The 23,534-nt window shown below is 46.9% G+C and carries 19 protein-coding genes; 2 read left to right on the forward strand and 17 right to left on the reverse strand.

Annotated features, from left to right (window positions below; genetic code table 11):
• Nucleotides 1-92: 92 nt before the first annotated feature.
• The 3 genes from ESB13_RS13980 to ESB13_RS13990 all read right to left on the reverse strand — a co-directional run bounded on the left by ESB13_RS13980 (nt 93) and on the right by ESB13_RS13990 (nt 2,305).
• On the reverse strand, nt 93-572 hold the full coding sequence (locus ESB13_RS13980; protein WP_129004273.1) for a DUF983 domain-containing protein: 480 nt from the start codon (nt 570-572) through the stop codon (nt 93-95).
• A 3-nt stretch (nt 573-575) separates the two neighbouring features.
• Nucleotides 576-1,457 (reverse strand): helix-turn-helix domain-containing protein, encoded by an 882-nt coding sequence (locus ESB13_RS13985; RefSeq protein WP_129004274.1) that lies wholly within the window; start codon nt 1,455-1,457, stop codon nt 576-578.
• 92 nt (nt 1,458-1,549) lie between these two features.
• A complete protein-coding gene (locus tag ESB13_RS13990; RefSeq protein WP_129004275.1) occupies nt 1,550-2,305 on the reverse strand; it encodes a DUF1349 domain-containing protein in 756 nt (251 codons plus the stop codon).
• A 117-nt stretch (nt 2,306-2,422) separates the two neighbouring features.
• On the opposite strand from ESB13_RS13990, the gene ESB13_RS13995 reads away from it, so the two are divergent.
• A complete protein-coding gene (locus ESB13_RS13995) occupies nt 2,423-3,211 on the forward strand; it encodes a response regulator transcription factor (protein WP_129004276.1) in 789 nt (262 codons plus the stop codon).
• 49 nt (nt 3,212-3,260) lie between these two features.
• Here the strand turns inward: ESB13_RS13995 and ESB13_RS14000 are convergent, their stop codons facing one another.
• Nucleotides 3,261-3,842 (reverse strand): PhnA domain-containing protein, encoded by a 582-nt coding sequence (locus ESB13_RS14000; protein ID WP_129004277.1) that lies wholly within the window; start codon nt 3,840-3,842, stop codon nt 3,261-3,263.
• A 166-nt stretch (nt 3,843-4,008) separates the two neighbouring features.
• Here ESB13_RS14000 and ESB13_RS14005 point away from each other — a divergent pair, with 166 nt between their 5' ends.
• Nucleotides 4,009-4,578: an NAD(P)H-dependent oxidoreductase gene (locus ESB13_RS14005; RefSeq protein ID WP_129004278.1), complete on the forward strand. Its 570-nt coding sequence runs from the start codon at nt 4,009-4,011 to the stop codon at nt 4,576-4,578.
• On the opposite strand, the gene ESB13_RS14010 is transcribed toward ESB13_RS14005, so the two are convergent.
• The 13 genes from ESB13_RS14010 to ESB13_RS14070 are packed head-to-tail and all read right to left on the reverse strand — an operon-like array spanning nt 4,568 to nt 23,363.
• Nucleotides 4,568-4,954 carry an acyl-CoA thioesterase gene (locus ESB13_RS14010; protein WP_129004279.1) on the reverse strand — a complete coding sequence of 129 codons (387 nt, stop codon included), beginning with the start codon at nt 4,952-4,954 and terminating at the stop codon, nt 4,568-4,570. The two genes, ESB13_RS14005 and ESB13_RS14010, sit on opposite strands and share 11 nt — an antisense overlap.
• Nucleotides 4,955-5,002: 48 nt before the next feature.
• The gene (locus ESB13_RS14015) at nt 5,003-5,770 is read right to left on the reverse strand and encodes an MBL fold metallo-hydrolase (RefSeq protein ID WP_129004280.1); all 768 of its coding nucleotides are present in this window, start codon (nt 5,768-5,770) and stop codon (nt 5,003-5,005) included.
• Between the two features lie 40 nt (nt 5,771-5,810).
• Entirely contained in the window at nt 5,811-6,995 is a 1,185-nt protein-coding gene (locus ESB13_RS14020) for a glycoside hydrolase family 5 protein (RefSeq protein WP_129004281.1), read from the reverse strand.
• Between the two features lie 25 nt (nt 6,996-7,020).
• Nucleotides 7,021-9,369: a glycosyl hydrolase gene (locus tag ESB13_RS14025; RefSeq protein WP_129004282.1), complete on the reverse strand. Its 2,349-nt coding sequence runs from the start codon at nt 9,367-9,369 to the stop codon at nt 7,021-7,023.
• Nucleotides 9,370-9,397: 28 nt separating this feature from the next.
• Complete coding sequence (gene bglX, locus ESB13_RS14030) at nt 9,398-11,653, reverse strand: beta-glucosidase BglX (protein ID WP_129004283.1); 2,256 nt, start codon at nt 11,651-11,653, stop codon at nt 9,398-9,400.
• A 42-nt stretch (nt 11,654-11,695) separates the two neighbouring features.
• A complete protein-coding gene (locus ESB13_RS14035) occupies nt 11,696-12,367 on the reverse strand; it encodes an SGNH/GDSL hydrolase family protein (protein WP_129004284.1) in 672 nt (223 codons plus the stop codon).
• Entirely contained in the window at nt 12,364-13,560 is a 1,197-nt protein-coding gene (locus ESB13_RS14040; RefSeq protein WP_129004285.1) for an AGE family epimerase/isomerase, read from the reverse strand. The genes ESB13_RS14035 and ESB13_RS14040 overlap by 4 nt, the downstream gene beginning before the upstream one ends.
• 12 nt (nt 13,561-13,572) lie before the next feature.
• Entirely contained in the window at nt 13,573-14,769 is a 1,197-nt protein-coding gene (locus ESB13_RS14045; protein ID WP_129004286.1) for a glycoside hydrolase family 130 protein, read from the reverse strand.
• A gap of 10 nt (nt 14,770-14,779) precedes the next feature.
• Nucleotides 14,780-16,186, reverse strand: a complete 1,407-nt coding sequence (locus ESB13_RS14050) for an MFS transporter (protein WP_246022542.1) — start codon at nt 16,184-16,186, stop codon at nt 14,780-14,782.
• A 57-nt stretch (nt 16,187-16,243) separates the two neighbouring features.
• Nucleotides 16,244-17,512: a glycoside hydrolase 5 family protein gene (locus tag ESB13_RS14055; protein WP_129004287.1), complete on the reverse strand. Its 1,269-nt coding sequence runs from the start codon at nt 17,510-17,512 to the stop codon at nt 16,244-16,246.
• Nucleotides 17,513-17,521: 9 nt separating this feature from the next.
• The gene (locus tag ESB13_RS14060; protein WP_129004288.1) at nt 17,522-18,544 is read right to left on the reverse strand and encodes a cell shape determination protein CcmA; all 1,023 of its coding nucleotides are present in this window, start codon (nt 18,542-18,544) and stop codon (nt 17,522-17,524) included.
• Between the two features lie 20 nt (nt 18,545-18,564).
• The gene (locus tag ESB13_RS14065; protein WP_129004289.1) at nt 18,565-20,148 is read right to left on the reverse strand and encodes a RagB/SusD family nutrient uptake outer membrane protein; all 1,584 of its coding nucleotides are present in this window, start codon (nt 20,146-20,148) and stop codon (nt 18,565-18,567) included.
• A gap of 17 nt (nt 20,149-20,165) precedes the next feature.
• Entirely contained in the window at nt 20,166-23,363 is a 3,198-nt protein-coding gene (locus ESB13_RS14070; RefSeq protein WP_129004290.1) for a SusC/RagA family TonB-linked outer membrane protein, read from the reverse strand.
• Nucleotides 23,364-23,534: the final 171 nt, after the last annotated feature.

A 23,534-nucleotide genomic window follows, 5' to 3' on the forward strand; every position in this document is an offset into this window, starting at 1 on the left:
AAAAGCAAAAGAAACAAGCCCCAAAAAGTAAGACACTTAATGGGGCATTTCCAAAAGCACATTTGCATCATGTAAACTATAATGGGAGGCGTTTACCAGTTACTTTCATGCGCCTCATTGGTTCGTTCCACTTTAGCCGGCGCATTGGTTCGCCAGTTACGATCGTAACGGACAAAAAAGGCCAGCCACCCGGTGCGTGCCAGACGCATTAGGTAGGGTTGTAATGCCAGCAGGAATATGCCGTTAAAGATGAGCCAGTAAAAGATCCGGTTATCATCTAAAGAAAACCCAATCAGTACCCACCATGCCGCAAACGTGGCAACACTCAATGCAATGGTCAGTGCATAGCTGATATAGCTGGAGCCATAATAGAATCCAACTTCCAGGTTAAAAGGTTGTTTACAAACCGGGCACTCTTTACGCATCTTCATGGTCTTTTTCAGATCCCACGGATTGGAGCCTTCAAACATATTTCCGGTCCTGCACCTGGGACACTTACATTTCAATAAAGAAAGTGGGCCCGGCTTTTTATCTTTTGACACATGATCGTTCATTGTTCCTATATTTTCCATAACCTATTTTTTAATGAATTGTTTTCTGAATGCTTCAGGGGTCATCCCTTCATATTTCTTAAAAAACTTCGTAAAGTAAGAGTTATCGATAAAGTCTAATTCGGATGCAATTTCTGTTACATTCATCCTGGCATTCACCAGAAGACGCTTTGCTTCAAGCAGCACGCGCTGCCGGATCAGCTCTCCCGCCGAACTTCCTGTAACGTCTTTACTTAAAGCAGTTAAATAATTAGGTGTAACATATAACAAGGCGGCATAATCCTTTGTCAGCTTCTTTTCTTTATAATGCTTTTCTATCAGCTTGCGGAAGTTACTGATCACCAGTGAACCTGCATCAGGCAATTGTGTTGCATCCGCTTTGCCGGTATAACGGCTTACCATGATAAAAAGCTGCAGCAACGCTGTTCTTGCAAAATCGTCGTGGAATACCTCAGTTGATCTGCCTTCACGGACAATTGTTTCGAGCAGCTTCTCAAACACCGGACGATCGCCTTCGGGTATGGTTATCACCTGTTCGCGGGCAATGCCCGAAAAGATGCTGAACTGATCCAGATAACGCGGATCGGCCACCAGGGCCGGAATGTAGGATTCTGAAAAATTAACGATGAAGCCATCAGGGGCCGATTCAAAGTCCCAGCTATGCACCTGGCCCGGCGCCATAAAATAGACCTGGCCGGGCTCTACAGGAAAACCAACAAAATCGATGGAATGCCCGCCCGATCCTTTTGAAAAATAGACCAGGTGGTAAAAAGCATGTTTATGGGGAAAATGGAGGTTCTTATGCGCTTCCAGGTAATGCGCAAACCCATCCGCCATAAAGCCACCGGCAGCTACCGGCTGCTCCTTTAAGGTATCAATACTGTAGGTAGGAAGGGCTTTAGACATAACCTTACTGTTTCTACTGCAAAGCTATGAGAGATCTACCGCCGGATAAGGTGTTTTTTATGCCATTTATGGTACTTTTTACAGGTACATAGCTAATCATTTCCCATGCGGAAGTCGGAAACCGCCTTCTGGCTAAGACTTATTTCCGAAAAATCAGCAACGCTGCCTTTGTCAACCGGGCATTGTGTACTTATACCCGCCCATATTTCCGCCGGGTAATTATTCTGATAAAGCCGCACCATATGCCAGTTTTTTCTATCCAAAGAATAATAGCTCGCCACCGTACGGGTGTCGGATGATATTTTCATATAAACGTACGGCTGGGTAACTACATCGTGGTTATTGTCGTCGGAAGTACCAATGGTACGCACCGTAACAATCCTGTGTTGTCCTCTTTCGTCCTGCTCAAAGCAATGCTTTTGCCAGAAGTTATCGTTGACATAGAGATACAATACGCCGGCATTATACAATCCTGTTTTTGTAAATGTTGGTTTCACCTTGGCTATAAGTGTAAAGGGCTTTTTGTTGTCTACTTTCGCCAGTAAAACCGGGGCAGTATTGTTGGATAGTTCATTGTTGGGATCGCAGAAAAAATCCTTTTTCTCTCCCGCCCTGAAAGTAACGATACCATCCTGGCCAGGTGTTATAAGAGAGTCCGCCCCATTGATTGCTTTTGTAAAATGAATATCATTAAGCCTGATATCGCAGTCAACACCGCTCACCTTTGCAGAATCGGTTTTGGCAGCCGCAGCTTCCTGCAGCGGATTAGATTGCTCAGTATTGCCGGAACAGCCAAAAACAACAGCAGCGATAACAACAGTCCAGGTACAGTATACGATCCTTTTCATTTTACCGGTTTATATTACTTGTATGAAGTGCAGGACACTGAAAAACGCAGGCCTGCTCATTTATGCGCAAGATTAGCATAGATTTGAACTACTGCAAATGCTTAAAATTAGCCATACATGTCTTGCCCAAGGATGCCAGAAAAAGGAGACCATACCATACCAGCATTACTGGATCAGCCATTCTGTGACGATGCATCACAACTGGAGGCACTCGAAGAATGCCGGCGTTTGGCGCAGTCATATGTACAGGTAGATGGCAGTGTTGCCGTGTTATCGGATTTTGCTTCTGATGTAAGTTATATGTACGCAGGCGGCTTTGGCAAAAGTCTTCATATAGAAAAACCCTTCACACTGCTGCCATCGGCATTTGAAGACTGCATTTTCCATTTACTGCATCCCGATGATCTGTTGGAAAGACATATACTGGAACTGAGATATTTTGCCATGCAAAAAGAACTGCCGGTTACAGAACGTACCAAATTCAGCTGCCATTGCCGGGTAAGGGTATCAAACGGAGATGGCGGCTATACTTATATCAATCACCGCATCTTCTACCTGAAAAGCCATCAAAACGGCAGCATCTGGCTTTCGCTGTGTCTCTACGCCCCTGCAACAGACAATTCAAACCGTGCAGGTATAGACGGCAAAATAATGAACCAGGATACCGGGGAAATAATAGCCGTGGAACAATACAGCAGGTACGACAGATCATTGCTCACCGGCAGAGAAGTACAAATATTGTCGCTGGTAGCAAAGGGACTGGGCAGCAAGCAGATTGCCGCAAAGCTGCATATCGCACTTTACACGGTTTATCGTCACCGGCAAAATATCATTTCAAAAATGCAGGTAACGAATGCAACGGAAGCTGTACGAATAGCCATGACAATGGGCCTCCTGCACGAATAAGCTTTTCGTGAAGCATCAGCAACCGCAGGCAAAGAACAGCATACAGCTATTATCCCTGCTTTCTGACGTATTTGGTAAGAATGACGATGGTCTGCCCTTCAATCTTGCCTTCGATCTGGTCGGTATTGTCTTCTACAAGACGTATATTCCTTACCACTGTGCCCATTTTCGCATTCAGGGTAGAACCTTTTACGTCAAGGGATTTTGTAAGCACTACAGAATCGCCATGCTGGAGCTGCTGGCCGTTGGCATCTCTGTGAAGCACTACAGCTTCATCATTTTCATGATCGCCGGTAGCTTTGGCCCACGCAAGGTTTTCATCGTCGAGGTATAACATGTCCAGATTATCTGCCGCCCAGCTTTCCTGTTTCAGGCGGTTGAGCATGCGCCACGAAACAACCTGTATCGCAGGTAATTCACTCCACATAACTTCAGACAGGAAACGCCAGTGATTGCTGTCCAGCTCTGCTTTTCTTTCGAGCTGCGCACGGCAGGTATCGCAAATGAGGATGGTATTATCGGCATTAGCCTGATCAACAGGTGGCACTTCGTATGCTTTTAAAGGAGCTTCAGACTGACACAGTTCACATTTGTTGCCGCTTCTCTGTTGTAATTGTTCTTCCAGTTTCATGCTTTGCCGTTTTTAAAATGCGGGCGAATGTAGCGTTTTTTAGTCCACAGTCTCTCAAAACTGATATATATCATGTTTTCAACTGACTTTTGCAGTTTGAAAAGCCCGCGTAATACCTTCTATTTGTAAGCATAGCATTCCTAAACTTACCCGTAAATCCATATCAATGAAGATCTATCTTCTGTTGGCACATCCTGATACGAGCAGCTTTAACGGAAAAATTGCCGATGCGTATGAGCAGGCTGCTATTGCAAAAGGACATGAAGTAAGGCGCCAGAACATTGGCGACCTGCAATTTGATCCCATTCTCTGGAAGGGCTATAAAAAAATACAGGAACTGGAACCCGACTTGCTGAGGGCACAGGAAAACATCAGCTGGTGCGAACACTGGACCATCATTTACCCTGTATGGTGGGGCTCCGTGCCTGCCCTACTGAAAGGATTCATGGACAGAGTATTGCTACCTTCATTTGCTTTCAAATACCACGAAAATGATCCCTTCTGGGACAAGCTGCTAAAAGGCAGATCGGCCCAGCTGATCAGCACGAGCGATTCCCCGCAATGGTGGCTCTCGTGGCATAACCGCAACAGTGACCTGCATACGCTTAAGAATGCCACGCTGAAATTCTGTGGCTTTTCGCCGGTAAAACATACCCGTATCGGCAATATGAAATACCTGTACGAAGAAAAGCGCGCAGAGAAACTGGAGAAAGTAAGAACGCGCCTTATTCCATGATCTTTATAGGATGTTTATGCTCGTCGATGGCAACAAAAGTAAAGCTGCCTGTTATCGCCTGCTCCCTGATAAAAGAATACATCTCTTCTACATAAATATCAACCTGAACTTTCATGCTGGTATTGCCAACATGGATCACTTTAGCTACCAGCTCTATAAAAGTACCAGCCGGGATCGACTTGTTAAAGTTGATACGGTCGGAGGATACCGTTACCATACGTTTGCGGCTGAAACGGGTAGCTGCCACAAAAGCAACTTCATCCATCAGCGCCATGGCTGTACCGCCAAATAAAGTGTCGTAGTGATTGGTTGTGCTGGGAAATACGGTCTTGAATATGCGTGTTTCTGACTGACTAATCCTTTCTTCAAGTGTCATCTTCTTGGATATTAGAAAGCAGCAAAGTTAGGTCAACTATATTAAGTTTCAGGCAGAGATCTTAAAGAGGGGTGTTTCGGCATAGCGGGACGCCACTATGATCTTTGTACCATTGGCATGCTGATCGAATAATTGCTGCACCAGGCTGGGGCAGTTATTATCCTGCGAGAGATGCGATAAAAACAGGTGGCTCATAAAAGCCGGACGGTGTGTGGTAAATAACTCCAGCGCCTGTGTATTGGACAAATGGCCATTACCACCGCGAATTCTTTTTTTCAGGAAATAAGGATACCTGCCATTTTCAAGCATGGCTTCATCGTAGTTGGTTTCGAGGAAAGCGGCATGGCACCGGCGGAATTCATGGACCAGGTGCTCACATGGCGTACCTATATCGGTAAATACGCCAATGCGCAGTTCTTCATGTTCAATTGTAAAACTATGCGGATCACAGGCATCGTGAAACTTACGGAAGGGCTTGATGAAAAAGCTGCCTACCTGCACTTTTTCTTCTGCGCAAAATGATCTTACCAGGTCCGGCGCCAGCGTTAAACGCCCTTCCCGCATGGTATCGCCTGTAATATAAACAGGCAGCTTGTATTTTTTTACCAATACAGGCAATCCCCTGATATGATCGGAATGTTCATGTGAAATGAAAACAGCCTTTACATTTTGCATAGAGAGGCCCAGGCGCAACATTCTTCTTTCCGTTTCACGGCATGAAATGCCCGCATCAACCAGTATCGCTTCCGATTCTGATCCTACATAATAGCAGTTACCATTGCTGCCGGAGTTTAAAGAAGTAACAAACAGAGACATGAGCAGCAAATTTACAAACAAGCATCCGAATCGCGGCTAATCATTTATACTGCTGCAGCAGGGATAATAACTGCCGGTCGAGTTGCTGACCATGCCACTCTTCGTATGCCACATCCGTTCTGCGGGAATTGAGAATACCGAAATCGCCGGAGAACTCCCAGAGTGAGAATCCTATTTTATTGGCCGCCAATACATCCAGCACATCTTTAAACCATGTCAATACCACGGAATGTGGTGTTTTATTCCAGGCGCCACATTCTCCGCAATGGATCCCAACACCTTTATTCATCAGTTCAATCCAGGGCTTGTAATAGGCTTCTATGGCTGCTTTATCGAAATACTGCTGCCCGGTTTTACCGGGGTAAACAGGAACAGGCAATTTTTCAGGCTCCTTATTGGCCCATGGAGCTTTATAATGCGAAATCGCGTGGGGAAAATAACCACGGCAGCTTTGTGCCAGGGGCAGATCTGCCAGCTCGGGGATAGGCGTATTACCCATGCTGTTTCCATCAGCAATGACAATGCGGCTGCTATTCTGCTCATGAATCACCTTTAACGCCGCTTTCGCCACCTGGTGGTAAAGTGCACCGGGCACAGGCCCTGATGTAGAAAGCTGGTCGTTCATATCATCCCTCATGCTGGGTTCATTCAGCAGGTCGAAGCTTAGTTTCGCCCCGGAGACATTTTTATAGCGTTTCGCCCACATCGACCAATGAAAATAAAAGGCATCCTGCGCTTCCTTATCCTTCCAGAGATTATAAGGTTCATGAAAGCCTGCATTTACACAATAACCCGGAGCACGATGCATGTTAAGGCTTACGTGCAGGTTGTGTTTATGCGCCAGGTAAACCAGGTTGTCGATACTATCCAACCGCTTATTACTGAATTCAAATACTTCGTCGGGCCTGATATCCCTGTTTTTATTGAAACTGAGATAGTAAGGATAGGCAATGGGCAGGCGAACAAAATTGAATCCCCAATCGGCAATCCATTGCAACTGTTCCTCTGAAGTGTATTTGCGGTTTAAAGCGGGACGCGGCGTATTGAAGTCGGTAAGATTAAATCCTTTCCAGGCAGGCAGTTTGTTTGCTGCTGCATTGGCGCCATCCGGAGCCGGCTTGTTTTCGTTGAATCCCTGGCCCGGCTTAACGAAAGCTGCCGTACCTTTTACGCCGGCAGCAAGCGATAAAATAGCCGCATTGCGAAGAAATGATTTCCTGTTCATATGGCATAGAGGATTTAAATCGTCATCATTTGTACAGATTTAGTTTTGCCGCTTCTTTTTCAAAAAGCGTTTCGGGAAGGCGGTAAAACGCGTTGAAATCTGCCGCCGCTTTATGGCCTTTGTAAGGCACATAATATTCCGTTGTTTGATCATGCGGTTTGAAACCTGCATTTCTCCAGAACAACAGGTAAGCCAGGCGCCGGCCTTTTAATGCACCTGCCACGATTTCTGTAAACCATTTATCGTAAGGGATCTTATTGAATCCCATTTCACCAATAGCCGGAATCTTATTCTTTTCTAATGCCAGCTGTTCTACAATTGTCATATGCGCGGAAAGGCTTTTGGCAAAAGCAGTATCAGGCGAAGTATTGTCATTATGCTGATAGGTATCGAAAGAAAGGATATCGGCATAGTCATCACCCGGGTAACGTTCCAGGAATTCATTGCGGCCGGTAAACTCCGTTCCGGTATTATAACTGATCAGGAGATGATGAAGTCCCTTTTTGTTGCGCAGGTAATCTACAGTAAAACGGAACAAGGTTTTAAATTCTGCAGCAGTACAGGATTTAGCGCCCCACCAGAACCAGCTTCCGGTAAGTTCATGAAACGGCCTGAAGATAACGGGAATAGGGCGACCCTCTTTTGCCGTAAGGCTTTCGAGGTATGCCGCCACTTTATCGAGCTGCTGCACAAACACACCATGACTGGCGCCACCCGGAAGAATTGCCGCCACCGTACCCGGAGTGACATCCCAGGCCGACTTACCCGTTACCGGGTTGTTGCCATGCCAGCTGATAGTAATTACACCGCCCCTGCTATAGCCTTCCCTGATATAATTTCTCATTTTATCAAATGGAACACTGTCAAGGTTCACTGCAGCACCCAGTTCCAGGTTGCCCAGTTCCCAGCCGTACAATGCGGGATAATCACCGGCAAGCTCTTTAACATCACTTCTGCCTTTCACGTACTTCCAGTTAACGCCGTAGGCAAGCGCATCCTGGTGCCCCACCAGGAACCCTTTGCCCGGAAGCGTTTTAAGATGCTGGTATAATTTGACAGTTTCTGTAGTTGCCTGCCTGTCCGCAGGAAGTTCATTGTCTTTTACACGCGGAGCAGCGGCGTTTTGCCTGCCGGCAATGCCGGCAGGAGGAAACGCTCTAAGCATTAAAACATCATGTGGTGGCAAAACATATTTTAACATGCCGGTAGTAGTACCCTGCTCTTTGCCTGTCCATAAGTTGACCAGGCGATATGTATTGTCCTCTGTATTTAGCTCATAATTGAATATCTCATCTTTCACTACGGTTTTCCAATTATGATGAACAACAACAGCAAGCGTACTTCTGTTAAGGAAACAGATCGCCCATTCACCATTATGCAATGGCTTATACCAGGTTTCAATACTGTCTTTCACAGTATGTCTGAAACCCTGTACACCCAGGCTATCCTGGTTTACCGCTATCACATGCTTATTGGTAAGCACTTCCTTTGTTTCAGGCGCCATACTTCTCAGATCATTACCTGCCATTAACGGGGCCGACAGCATGGCCCACATAGAAAAATGCGCCCTGTCTTCCGCAGGGGTTAACCTGCCGTTGCCAATTTCAAGCATATCAGGGTCATTCCAGTGACCCGGACCGGCGTATTTGCGCAGTCCTTCCTGTTTGTCGAGGATCTGCATTACACCCCATGATTTCCAGGTACCATGATCTTCTATGCAATCGAAACAATTGAAAATATCACCGGTAGTGCGCCAGAGATGTCCTACCTGTTGTCCCCATGTCCAGGGAACATCGGTCCCCCATTCACAGATACTCAATACCATCGGGCGGCCTGCCTTACGTAAAGCAGCGGTAATGGTTTTATAGGCCCCTTCGGCTTTAAGCCCTTCGGTATTACACCAGTCGTATTTTAAATAGTCTATTCCCCAGGAAGCGTAAGTAAGTGCATCCTGGAATTCGTACCCCCTGCTGCCGGGACGGCCGCCACAGGTTTGGGAACCTGCATCGGAATAAATGCCCAGCTTCAGGCCAAGAGCATGTACATAATCGGCAAGCGCTTTCATACCGGATGGGAAACGTTGCGGATCGGGATGGATAAAACCAAGACTATCCCGTTCACCATGCCAGCAGTCATCGATGTTCACATAAGTATAGCCTGCTTCTTTCATCCCGCTTGCCACCATGGCATCGGCCATTTGCCGGATCATATCTTCCGTTACATTACAAGCAAATTTGTTCCAGCTATTCCATCCCATCGGCGGTGTTAGCGCCAGGCCGGGAAACTTCGTATAGTTCTGAACATAGTTATTTCCCTGCGCCCGGCCCGCTAACGTTAAACAGGACAACCCAAGCAAAACAATCCATTTTTTCATTGGCATACTTATTACAATCGATGAAACATTATTTCAATTCAAAACCAGCTTCCAGCACATCTCTTGAGTTACCTCCCACAAAAACAGTAAAGGCGCCGTTCTCCAGCACTTTATTACCATCAGCGTCATAGAACGACAAGGCATCACTACGCAGCGTAAACGACACCACCCTGCTTTCGCCTTTTTTGAGATAGATCTTCTGATATCCTTTCAGCTCTTTTACCGGGCGTATGATACTTGCAGCATGATCGCGGATATATAACTGCACCACTTCCTCACCATCAAACTCACCAGTATTGGCAACGGTTACAGAAACCTGTAAAGGTTGTGTTCTGCCAATAACATTACTGCTTAGTTTCAGTCCCTCATATTTAAAACTCGTATAGCTCAAACCAAAACCAAAGGGATATAACGGCTCCCTGGGAATATCGCGGTAGCGGCTGAACCAGTTACCCTTACCATCGGTTTCCACGGGGCGGCCTGTCTGGAAGTGGTTATAGTAAACAGGAATTTGTCCCACAGCATAAGGGAAGCTAACCACTGTTTTAGCAGAGGGATTCACTTTGCCGGAAATAATATTGGCCAGGGCGTTACCAGATTCGGTTCCCAGGATCCAGCCATAAACAATAGCATCGGTATATTCCTCTATCGCGGTAAGCACCAGCGGTCTGCCGGCCGTTACTACAGCTACAACAGGTTTACCGGTAGCTTTTAATGCTTTCAGCAACTGTACCTGCCCTTCAGGAATAACAGGCGCAGCCAGGGAACGGTCTTCTCCTGCAAGCTTACCCGACAACCCGATATTTACAATCACTATTTCAGCTTCCCTTGCCTGCGCTACTGCTTCATCGATAAGCGCATTGGTAGAAGAACCATCGGCAAGATATCCGGGTGTAAAGCTTATACGATTGCCAGGCCATACCGTTTCCAGGCCCTGTTTCAGCGTTACGGCGTTGGCAGCATCCCCCTGCGCGATCCAGAAGTCGAAGGCATCATCTGCGCTATTGGCATAATGTCCTATGAGCGCAATACGGGCAGGCGTTTTTTGTACCGGCAGTACGTGGTTATTATTCTTCAGCAATATCACCGCGCCTTGCGCTGCTTCCAATGCCTGCTGCCTGTTCTCAGGAGTGAACATGGTATTCTTTTCTCTTGCTTCATCACTAAACTTGTAAGGCGATTCAAAAAGGCCGAGTTTAAACTTGGCAGCCAATACAGCGCCTACCGCCTGATCGAGTTCCGCCACGGTAATTTTTCCTTTTTTTACCAGTGCAGGAATATATTCGATCATTAGTTTGGATTCCATATCAATCATGCTGCCTGCCTTCAATGCTTTCAGGGCGGCCTCTTCCCTATCGCCGGCATATCCCCAGTTCACCATCTCCCCGAATGAATTCCAGTCGCTCACCAGGAATCCGTTAAAACCCCATTTTTTCTTTAAAACATCTGTTACCAGGTATTTGCTGGCACTTACGGGTATTCCTTCAAAAGTATTAAAGCCATTCATCACCGAAGCAGCGCCCGCTTTTACCGCAGCCTCGTAAGGAGGCAGGTATTTATTCCAGAGCGATACGCGCGACATATCGGTATAGTTGTATTCTCTTCCCGATTCTACGGCGCCATAGGCGGCGAAATGTTTTACGCAGGCGAGAATATGTTTTTCATCACCATTACCCTGAAGCCCTTTTACACGGGCAGCAGAAATTAAACCGCCATACCAGGGATCTTCACCAATGCCTTCCATCACACGTCCCCAGCGCGCATCGTTACTGATATCACACATTGGCGCGAAGGTCCAGTGAATGCCGGCGGCAGCGGCTTCCCTGGCTGCTACGGCGCTGTTCTTTTGCACCTGGTCAAGATCCCAGCTACAGGCTTCCGCCAATGGAATGGGAAATATTGTTTTAAAGCCATGAATAACATCGTACCCAAAGAGCAGCGGTATACCCAGGCGGCTTTCTTTCACAGCGATCTCCTGGATAGCTTTGGTTTCAGCGGCTCCAATTACATTTAACATAGAGCCAATCTTTCCTTCGCGCACCATCTGCATTTTTGCCTGCTGGCCGGCATCGTTCAATGCAGGTCCTGTGAAAGCACCACCCGTCAGCTGGTTCAATTGCCCGGCTTTTTCTTCAACCGTCATTTTACCGAGCAGGTCTTTCACTCTTGTTGCCACAGGTAAAGAAGCATTTTTGTACATGGCTTGTGAAGTAGTTTTTGTTTGAGAATAGGCAAAGCTGGTTAGCAGCATCGTTAGCAGCCAAAGCTGAATTTTTCTGAACATTTTTATAGGTTTTAGTTCCTGAATTTACGCGATATCGGGTTCCTACAAGTTCAATGCTTTGAATATAACATCAGCCACCAGCTTGTTTCCCTGTTCAGTTAGATGAATACCGTCGGTGGTTAAAATCCCTTTCTCCTGATTATCAGGATTATGCACGAGGTTATACGCCATAAATTGTTGACGCATATCTATGATACCACAATTATGCTGCGCGGCCAGTTTCCTTACGATCTGCGCATAACGGTTAAGATCGCCATCCATAGCATTAGTACAATCCGTTCTTTCTCCTATGACCGCAGGGGTCACCAGTACCAGCTTTGCATTTATTTCTTTCAGCCTGTTAATGATGGCATTATAAAAGGCTTCAAATTTATCGGCATCGGTGCCGGTTCCAATCGATTTGTGACCTACATCATTTACGCCAATCCAGATCAATACCACCTGCGGCTTTTGTGCTACCACATCTTTTTCGAGGCGCAGGAACAGATCATACACTTTATTATAACCTACACCGGCGCCCAGGAGGTCATAGGCCGATGCCTTTCCTTTTTCATCGAGCTTTTTTTGAATCAACCTGATATAACCACCTTCATTCACGCCCATTTGTGTAATAGAGTCGCCAAAGAAAACTATGCGTTGTTTTGCCGGAGCTTGCATGGCCGCTGTAAACATGAACAGCGCTGCCAGCCACAAATAGCAGGATCTTTTTTTCATCGTTCATTTATTCTTTTAATGATTTCAATACAGGCGCGGCTATTATGATAGGGGCATTTCCATAATCCAACCTTATCTTGCCCGGGCATAAGCTGATCATTTTCATCTACCCCCCAGAACCATTCACCATTTGTTTTATCGAGCAGATGCCGTTTCGAAAAATCCCAGGACGCCAGCGAACGATGGAGGAAATGATCTTCACCCGACAACTCCCAGGCATTCATAAATCCCACCATAGCTTCGGCCTGTGGCCACCAGTGCTTTTCATGTACCAGGTGCCCGGTCTCCGGTTCATATTCGTACCAAAGACCTCCATCAGCATCCAGGCCGCGACTGGCAGCGTCAGCCATACGCAGACATACAGGTTTCAGCATATCCACCAGTTGCTTGTCGTCAATGATCAACGCCGCTTCCAGTAGCAGCCATGATGCTTCTATGTCGTGTCCATATGATACGGTACGGGCTTTAGCATTCCATCGTTCATCAAAAAAAAGAAGCAGGTGTCCTGTCTGTGCGTCAACGATATGACTGGTAAAAACTTCCAGCAGGTCCTTTATGTTATGATATAGAGATTTATCAGGCCAGATGCGGTAAAGGTTCGCAAATGCTTCCAGTACATGCAAATGCGTGTTCATGGTCTTCTTTTCATTGGCATCCTTTTCGCTCAGGCGCAGGTCATCCAGTTCTTTCCAGTCTCTGCCAAGCGCTTCGAGGTAACCGCCATAGACCGGGTCGTAGCTATGCAACATGATCGATTGATAAAGCGCTACAGCCTGAGCCCTGGCATTATCATCACCCGAGGCAATCACGTATTCGCTGAGTCCATATACAGCAAAAGCAATCGCATAGATCTGCTTTTTAGCATCAAGGGGTTTACCCTTATAGTCTACCGTCCAGTACACACCCCCGAATTCCGGGTCTGTAAAATGGCTGACAAGATATTTGTAAGCGCGTTCTGCCATTTGAAGGAACAGCGGGTTGCCTGTAACATGATAACCTGCTGAAAAACTCCAGAGAATGCGGCTATTCAGCACACTGCCTTTAGGAGCCAGCTCATCGGCTTCATTTTCGTTATTCAAACGCCCTGCAAAACCTCCATACTTTTCATCTACAGCATGAGCGGCCCAATAATGCAGGATATTATCCAGCTCTTCCTGCATTTCCTTCTTATAGTCAGTAAGTTGCCTGTTCATATTACTCATTGTTTAACGGACTACTTCCGCCGGCCGATTTACATAACTATCATTCGCTGCTATCAGCTTATTCAGCACTTCTACCGAAGCAGCCGATCTTAAACCATCTTCCGGTGTATTGATGACATAATCCAGTAATCGCTCTATAGTAGTGGTTGCCACATGCAGGCGCGTATCGGAGGATGCATAGTAAATGAATACATCACCATTATCATCGGCAATCCAGCCGTTACTGAAGACCACGTTCGACACATCACCTACGCGTTCCTCTCCTTCGGGCGCGAGGAAATAGCCTGCGGGCTTATGAATAACGCGGGTAATATCGTCGAGGCTGGTCATAAACAGGTACAGGACATATCGCAGCCCTGCAGCGTTATTGCGCACGCCATGCGCCAGGTGCAGCCAGCCATGTGGTGTTTTTATGGGAGCAGGTCCCAGCCCGTTCTTTGCCTCATATACCGTGTGATAGACCTTCCTGTCGATCACTATTTCCTTTTCGATAACAGCGTTCTCAATAGAAGCACTGAGACCAAAGCCAATACCGCCACCTTTACCTGCTTCTATAAAACTATCCTGCGGACGGGTATAAAAGGCGTATTTACCTTCTACGAACTCCGGGTGCAGCACTACGTTGCGTTGTTGCGGCGAAGGCGTTACCAGGTCGGGCAGGCGTTCCCAGCTGACCAGGTCCCTGGTTCTCGCAATACCACATTGGGCAACGGCTGCCGACTGGTCTCCTTCAGGCGCCGAGGGGTCGCGGCGCTCGGCGCAGAAGAGGCCATAGATCCATCCATCTTCGTGCAGCACTACGCGCATATCGTAAATATTCACAGAAGGCTCATCCGTTTCGGGCATGGTAACAGGGCGATCCCAAAAGCGGAAGCTGATGCCATCATCACTCTCGGCAACAGCGAAGAAGGACTTTCTATCACTACCTTCCACCCTGGCAATTACATAATATTTATTATTTAGTTTAATAGCGCCGGCATTCATTACAGCGTTGATCCCAAACCGTTCCATCAGGAAAGGATTGGAGCCGGGGTTCAGGTCATATTTCCAGGCGATCGGGGCATGTTGTGCGGTAAGAACAGGATATTTCCATCGTTCAAACACACCATTTCCGAGGGGTATCTTTTCATTTTCGCGGGAGAGCAGTGCGGCGTATTGTTGTTGCAGGGCCGCAAGTCTTTTTTCAAATTTTTCCACCATAAAGAAGTTTTTAAACCTGTTCCATAATAGGAGTTTCTTTATGCCGCCTGTTCAGCAAATCCCTGCTTACAACCAGCATGAAAGCATCACTTAGTTTATAAAAGAAGATAAATATTGCCGACAAAAGCGCCCCTGCCGCAGGAACGAAACTTAACATCATCCTGATGCCTGTGCGTGCCTGTTCGGTTTGCACCATGTTGGCCTCGAAGCCCCAAACGGCCAGCAGCCAGCCGGTGAGGGCGCCACCAAGCGTCCATCCCAGTTTCTGCGACATGGAAGAAGAGGAGAAGATAAGACCGGTAGCACGCCTGCCTGTTTGCCATTCAGAGTAATCGGCGATATCGGCATACATAGACCATAACAGTGGAAATACACTGCCGGCACAGATACTGATGAGCACCTGCAGCGTCATGATCAGGGCTACATTTTTTTCGCCTAAAAAATAGAAGATACAACTCAGGGCCGACGCCACCAGCATTGCATACAGGAAAGTATTTTTCTTTCCTATACGATCGGAGACCGGCTTGGCAAGCACTACGCCAATAATATTGGCGCCTTGCCCAAGCACCAGGTACAAAGTACTATAGCCAACAGCAATAGACGTTAACGGGATTTTAAAAGCCTGCTGATCGCTGAAATAATACTTAAAGTAATAAACGGCAGAACCATCGCGCAGGGAGTTGAACACCAGCGTAGCCACACCTGCTCCCAACAGTATAAACCAGGGTTTATTTTTTGAGAGATCGGCCAGATCGGCTTTCAGGGAGATCTTCTGATCTTTCGGCGGGCTCACCCTTTCCCTGGTCCAGCGAAAATTGAAATAGAACAATACTACCGCTATCGCAGCATAGATCATCATGGAATACTGCCATCCTGTTTGCAGGTTCACACCTTTCGATGAAGTCCCCAATGCATTCACCAGCGGCTCTGCGGTAGCAAGCACCAGTATACTGCCTGCAAAGGCAAAAACAAAGCGGAAAGTAGAAAGCGTTGTACGCTCTTTGATATCGGCCGTCATTACGCCCATCAACGAAGCATAAGGCACGTTGATAGCCGAATACACCATCATCATTATGGTATAGGTGATGTAGGCATAAATAAGTTTACCTGTAAGAGATAGTTCCGGCGCCGAAAAGGTAAGGATCCCTGCTATTCCAAAAGGGATTGCCATCCACAGCAGGTAAGGACGAAATTTGCCCCATCTTGTTTCTGTCCGATCGGAGATAATACCGATAGCGGGATCCAATGCGGTATCCCATATTCTTGTAATGAGGAACATGGTACCTACGGCAGCGGCAGGAATGCCAAATACATCGGTATAATAATACAGGAGGTAAACGGAGAACAACTTCCAGAACATAGAAGAGGCAAAGTCTCCAAAGCCGTAGCCTGCTTTTTCTTTAATACTTATTTCCAATTTCTTCTGTTTTAATGGATCTTATAATCATCTGTTTGCAACGGACCGCCGGCTTTATCAGGGCTTCAGGTAAGAACGGATGAGTAACCAGGTAGCCTTATCGCTATCAAAAACAGTATTCAGCCCCTGCTCCTCCATTGGCGGATCGCCGAGGTAATCATCACCTTCTTTCCAGAATACCTGTCCCGGTACCGGCCTGCCTGTGCCACCAAAGGCCCAGAAGTTTAAACCCGCCACCCCTTTTGTTTTCCAGGCATCCAGGATTAGTTTATAGAAACTGTTACGCAAATCAACCGGAGCGGAAGGGCTAAAGGAATGATCGTTACGCGGCAAGCCAAACTCTTCTACAACCAATGGTTTATTGAGGCGGGCCGCAGCAGCTTCATGCCGTTTTACATAATCTGCAGTATTGGCAAGCACAACGGGCAGATCGGCGCTCATAGTTTCGGGCTTCAGCCAGCCCCAGTTTTTGGGCCAGATATGAACGGTAAGATAGTCTACAGCCGTATTGGCGTGAATAGCTTCGTACAAGGACATATCGCCATCTGTAGCCTGATCGCCTTCGTGCCCTATTGTTACCAGGTGATTGACGTCCTGCTTTTTAATGTTCTCTGCCGCTGATTTTATCCATTTTTTATAAGCCTCGTTCGCAGCAGGACGCATAGGACGGGGCTCATTGGCCAGCTCCCATGACATGATAGCAGGATCTTTTGTATAAGGAACGCCTGTAATGGTGTTGATGCGATTAACAACAAGATTCACCTGCCGGGCATAAGCCAACATACACGAATCACAGGTATAGAATTTACTGGTATAATCTCTCAGTTCATCCCAGTTGAGCTTCCTGCGTAAAACAGAATCGGCAATAAGACCATTCCAGTTCAGGTATTGCAGAAAGCCGCCTGTCCATTCCCAGTTATTACTGAGGAAGATAACCGCCTTCATGTCTCTTTTTTTCATCTCAGCCAGGAGCACATCCAATCCTGTTAACAGATCCTCGTTAAATACCCCCTGCCTGGTTTGAAAAGCCTGGTTCACACGCTGTACGCCATTGATGTTACCGCTGCCTTCCACACCAGCCATCACTCGCAGGTTGGTTACACCGTTTGCTTTCAGGAAATCCAGTTCTTTCTTCAGTCGTTGCGTGCCTTCTTTCGTCAGTCCCAGCAATCCGCCGTACCAGTAATTGGTACCTATGTAGTGATAAGGTTTATCACCCAGTACAAACTGCTGTCCTTTGCAGCGGACAAAAGCTGGCTGCCTCTGCGCAGAGAGGCAGCCCGTGATGAACATTGCCAGAAAAAACAAAGCCTTTGCTTTCTTCATATATACAGCTTACTTAATAAGGATCAGATCGTCCATGTACAGTGTTTCGCCGGCGTCTTCAATTTGCATCACCCAGGTAGTTAAAGTAGACGCATTCATTTCCGTAAGATCGATTTTGTAGTAGGTCCACACATTTGCCGGCACTTTCACTACATTATCTTTTGCCCAGTTGAAATTGAACTTGGCAATGTTTTTATCTACGGCAGCGCCTTTAATCCAGAACGAAACATATTTATAAGGCGTTAAATCAACAGGCTGGCTGAAATTCAGCTGAACCCCTCCCCAGGTGCCATTATAGGCCACTTTCCAGGAGGCGCTTCCGCTTTTCACATTTTCAGTTGAAACGGAATTAAGCGTACCCCAGCTCCAGTCATTGATACCCGGGGCCAGTGCATCTTTAAATACACCATAGGCAAGATCCAGGTTCACAAACTCTTCCTTGGTAGTCATGGCCCCTGCATCGTTAACGATGGTAAGCTTAGACCTGGTAAGTGTTGTTACCGGGAATTTGATCGTAAGCGTAGTGGCAGTTTTAGCCACTACCTCCAATTGGGTGGTAGTGCCGGCAAAAGTTACGGATTCTACTTTTTCAAAGTATTTGCCGGTAAGTGTAAGTGTGCCGTTCTGCTGGAAGTTATAGTTGCTCACATCGGTGATCAGCGGCAAAGCAATTACTTTAAACGGAACAGAGAATGATTTGCCAAGTCCATTGGTAAAGACAATATTCTGGCTTGCCGGAATAGCGTCTACCGGCACACGGAACAGGATGGCATTATCGGTATTAAATGCCGGGTTGAAATTGGCAATAATGTTACCGTTATCAAAGATGATGGTACGAATATCACCAAGGCCTTTACCGGTTAAGGTGAGGCTGGCATTGGATGCGCCTTCGCCCGGGGCGATGGCATCCGGTACCGGGTTATTGGAAGCGCTGCTAAGCGAATAATCTTTATCTTTTACACAGCCAACCAGCATGAAGCAAGTCAGGCTCATTACGGCGCCGATGTTGCGTAAGTAGTTCAGTCGTTTCATATGAATCGTTTATACACTGGTTAATAATAAGGTACCGCTTCACCAAGTAAAGCCGGGTTTTCAATTGTTTCGGCCTGCGGCACCGGAAGGAACAGCTGCGAAGGACTGGTAAGCACCACCTTTAGCGGATTAAGCGTTCCGTCGAAATTAAGGTTACCCCTTTCCTGTGCTCCCACCATTTGTTTTGCTTTTTCAAAGCCCTGGCGCTGAATATCGAACCAGAAGTCGCCTTCAAAAGCAAATTCTACCTTACGCTCATGCAGGATATCATCGATAGTAAATGTACTTACAGGTGAAAGCCCTGCGCGTGTATGAACAGCATTGTAACCATCCAGCGCCACACCGTCGATACCGCCGCTTAACAGCGAAGCCTCCGCATAAATCAACAATACATCAGCATAACGCAGAATGTAAGTGCCCATGCTGGTGAACAAGCCACTCACGGGCTCAGCACCACCGGCAGGTCCGATCACATATTTCAGGATATTGGCACGTACATCGTTGAAGGTGTTGGAGAGGTCGTCTACCTTCGCAGTGGTATCGTATTTAAAGCCGTTCGGGAATTTATCATTTATCCAGTCGGCACGATGAAAGCCCTGCTCCATCACACTCCAACCGCGTCTTTTATCGCCCGTAGCGTATCCCGTAGCGGGATTGAGCATGTCCAGTGAAGGCCTTACGGCAGAATAGCCGTCTGCATTTGTAGGACCGGGTTTCAGCAGTGCCTGCGGCGCTACATACTCCTGGAACAGGTTACCTCCATTATAGCCCATGGAAGCCAGCCATTGTAAAGAGAACAGTGATTCTTTGTTATTGTTGGCAGAGGCAGAAGTGAACATTTTACCATAGTCGCCATACAAGCCCACTTTAGCAGGATTGGCATTGGAGTAATCGATCACTTCTTTTGCTTTCAGCTTGGCATTGGCATAATCTTTTGAATACAGGTACAGTTTAGCCATCATCCCTTTTGCCGCCCATTTGGTAACACGGCCTGCCTGGTAGGCATCCTGGCCAAGATGTTCTTCTGCATATTTAAGATCTTCCAACGCATAGCGCAGTACATCTTTCTGCAGATAACGGGGAACGAGGTATTTACCGGGCTCGGTAAGCATAACCGGATCATCTACAATAGGTGCATCTCCAAATGCGCGGGCTATGTAGAAGTAGGCGAATCCCCTGATAAACCTGGCTTCGGCAATACCTTGTGTAAGATAAGCCTGATCACCTACCTGTTTTTTCTTCTGTTCAAAAAGATTGATCAGAACAGCCGCACTACCGGCAGCTTTATAACACGAACGCCAGGTAGCACCCACAGGTCCATCGGTACTGAGGATATTAAAATTATAAAACGTTTTATAGTTTTCATCACCTCTTACGATGGCAGTTCCGGCCATGATATCACCTACGCACAAGAAGGCTTTATCGAACCATCTGCCCCAAACGGCATTGTAGAGCACACCGGTGGCGCCGTTAACCTCTGCGGCATTCCGGTAGTAATTTTCTACTGTTACACTGGTAGCGGGCGTGGTATCCAGGAAATCTTTTTTACAGGAACCGACCGATACTGCCAGTAGCAGGATATATATAGAAGCAAGCTTTTTCATTCTGTTTCATTTAAAAGTTAGAACTCGATGTTAGCACCTATGGTAACTGTACGCGGAATAGGATAACGTCCCTGGTCTATGTTCATCAGCAATACGTTGTTGTTGATAGATCCCAGGTCAGGGTTATAGCCGGAGTAACCGGTAAATGTGTACAGGTTCTGACAGGAAACATACACCCGTGCAGAAGAAAGTTTAGCCCTTGTTACCCATGCAGCTGGCAGATTGTATCCCAGGGAAACAGTTTGAATTCTCAGGAAAGAGCCATCTTCAATATACCTGTCGGATACCCTGAGGTTATAGTTGCTCCATTTATTGAAGCGGGGCATATCGCTGCCGGTATTATCGGCTGTATACCTGTCCAAAACGGTAGTCAGCTGGTTAGACCACTGGTTGCTCATTCTCTCGGTAAGCATACGGGTTGCATTGTACACTTTAGCGCCATAGCTGCCGTACAGGAAAATCGACAGATCAAATTCTTTGTACTGGAAGGTATTGTTGAGGCCACCTGTAAACTTAGGATTGGGGTTGCCTATCATTTTCACGTCCTTGTCATCCAGTATTTTATTACCATCCAGGTCTTTGTAGCGCTGGTCACCAAGCCATAACTGCTGCGGCCCTACTGCCAATCCCCAGTTTACACCGTTATTGAGCTCGTCCTGGCTTTTAAACAGGCCATCGGTCACATAACCATAGAAAGCGCCTACAGGCTGTCCCTGCTGGCTTACGGTGATAACAGGGTCTTTACCGGAATAGTCTACACGAATACTACCTGCCAGCTTTGCATCCTTGGTATTCAGTTCATTTAAAGTGTTCTTGTAGTGACTGAACGTTAAAGTAGTTTTCCAGTTGAAATCTTTACGCGTCATGTTATAGCTGGTAAGAGAGACATCGATACCGGTATTGGTCATTTTACCGTTGTTGGCGATTGGGGTCCATATATCGTCCCAGTTATCGCTATTGGTTTGTTCGCCTATACCAGAGAAATCGGCCAGCTGTGTCGCCAGCAGCATTTTGCTGGATACCTTTTTATAAACGTCGATAGTAAGATCTATTTTCTTATTGAACAGGGCCGCATCTATACCTGCATTATATGTTTTAACCGCTTCCCAGCCCAGGTTCAGGTTACCGATATTACGCGGAAAACCTGCAGGTCCAAAGGGACTGGTACGTGACAGATCGATATTGGTGTAGTACTGGTTGGCAGCAACATTCTGGTTACCAACAGCACCGTAACCGCCCCTGATCTTGATAGAGCTGGCCCAGGAAAGATTGTTCGCAAAAGACTCGTTAGTGAGCGTCCAGGCCACCGATACTGCCGGGAAATAACCGATGCGGTTATTGGGACCAAAAGCAGAAGAACCATCCCTCCTGACAGAAGCGCTTATAGAATACCTGTTATCGTAAGAATAGTTTACACGTGCAAAATAGGATTCCATTTTCCAGTCACCTGCACCTGCGCCAATAGTTTCGTTGGAGTTATTACCTTGTTCACCAACCCCGAGCGAAGGCAGGTTTTGCTGCAGATTTTGCCTGTAGGCCTGGAGGTAATCGTAACGTGAGCTTTGTACTTCATGACCTAATGTGGCAAATACCCAGTGTTTACCAAAGCCGCCATTATAGTTCAGGTAATTCTTCAAACCCCAGTAGAGGCTATTATCCCTTTGTTCCCTGAGTTTGGATGGGCCAAGGATCCTGACACTGTCGTAACCGCCATGGTTATTAGGTTGTACGTTGAACAACAGTGGCTGGAATGCTTTCCCATTCATGAAGTTAAAGTCGTAGTTCACTTCACTGCGGAAGGTGAGCCCCTTCAGTATTTCTACTTCGCCATAAATGGCGCCAAAGGCTTTGGACTGAATTTGTCTTACATCTCTGAGGTTAGCCATCGCAACAGGGTTATTATCGGTACCTATTGGATTACCTGAGATCTGCAGCGCACCGGCATACTGCCCATCCGGGGAAAGGATCACGGCAGCGGGGCTGTTGTGCAACACCACGCTGGTTACCGCATCAAAGCCATCGGTAAGTCCCACTCTTTGATTACTGCGCGACAGGTTGGTACTGATACCTGCTTTCAACCAGCTTTTCACCTGCTGATCAACATTCATTCTGAAGGAATATCTTTTAAAGTCGGTTCCTATTAACGTACCTGTTTGTGTGTAATAGTTACCGGAGAAATAGTAGGTTGTTTTACCCTGGCCTCCGGAGAACGAAAGCTGGTGATTTTGCGTGATACCGGTTTGAAAGATGGCGCTTTGCCAGTCGGTACCGGTACCGAGCAGATCGGGGTTTTTGAATTCAACTGTTGTATCGGCCACTTCACCTACGGCGCGGAATTCTTTTACCAGTGAGTTCTGGTACCGGCCATACTCGCGCAGGTTCATGATGGGCAGTTTTTTAGGAACGGCAGCAGCACCATAATACATGCTGTAAGCCATTTTACCTTCACCGGCCTTACCCTTTTTTGTATTGATAAGCACCACACCATTAGCCGCCCTGGAGCCATAGATCGCCTGGGCCGACGCATCTTTCAGGATATCGATGGAAGCAATGTCGTTGGGATTTAAGGTGGCGAGCACGCTCTGGCCGGTTTGTCCGCCGCTGCCACCCAGTACATCCTGGCTAAGACTACTGGTTGAAGCAGCTAATGGCACCCCATCGATCACATACAGCGGATCGTTACCGTTTACGCTGGTGATACCCCTTACCCTAACGGAAACACCGCCACCGGGCTGACCGCCGTTGGCGGCAATGGTAACACCGGCTACTTTACCCTGCAATGCCTGATCCACACCAGGCACCGGCAGGTTTTTGATCTCCCGCTCCGACACTGATGCGATTGAGGTGGTAACGCTGGAACGTTTAGCGGTACCGTAACCAATTACCACCACCTCGTTCAGGTTGGTAACGGCGCCTTTAAGTACAATGTTGAATGTGGTATTCAGTCCAATCTCCACTTCTGCAGATTCCAGTCCTACATAACTTACCACCAATATGGTGGCAGCTGGCGGCAGTTGCAATTTGAATGCGCCCGACTGGCTGGTGACGAATGATTTTGACTGACCTTTTACTGTAACGGTTGCTCCTACCAGGGGAGCGCCTTTTTCATCGGTTACAACACCTGATATGGTTTTGTTCTGTGCCCATAAAATAGAACTGACAAGCAGCAAAGTTGTGAGTAAGCAGATGAACCGTGGAATAGTTCTGTTTGGCATATGGCAATTCGTTTTAATGAACCAAATGTAGAGTATAAGGCATTTTAAAAATGATACTATTTTATCTTTTCAATGTATTTTTTATACAATACGATAATACACTAAAGAACGGATACTGCCTAATACCTTAATTACAGGGGTATTGCAAGGAAATACACTATAATAAAACGC

Origin of the sequence: Filimonas effusa (assembly GCF_004118675.1) — a bacterium.
Classification (GTDB): domain Bacteria; phylum Bacteroidota; class Bacteroidia; order Chitinophagales; family Chitinophagaceae; genus Filimonas; species Filimonas effusa.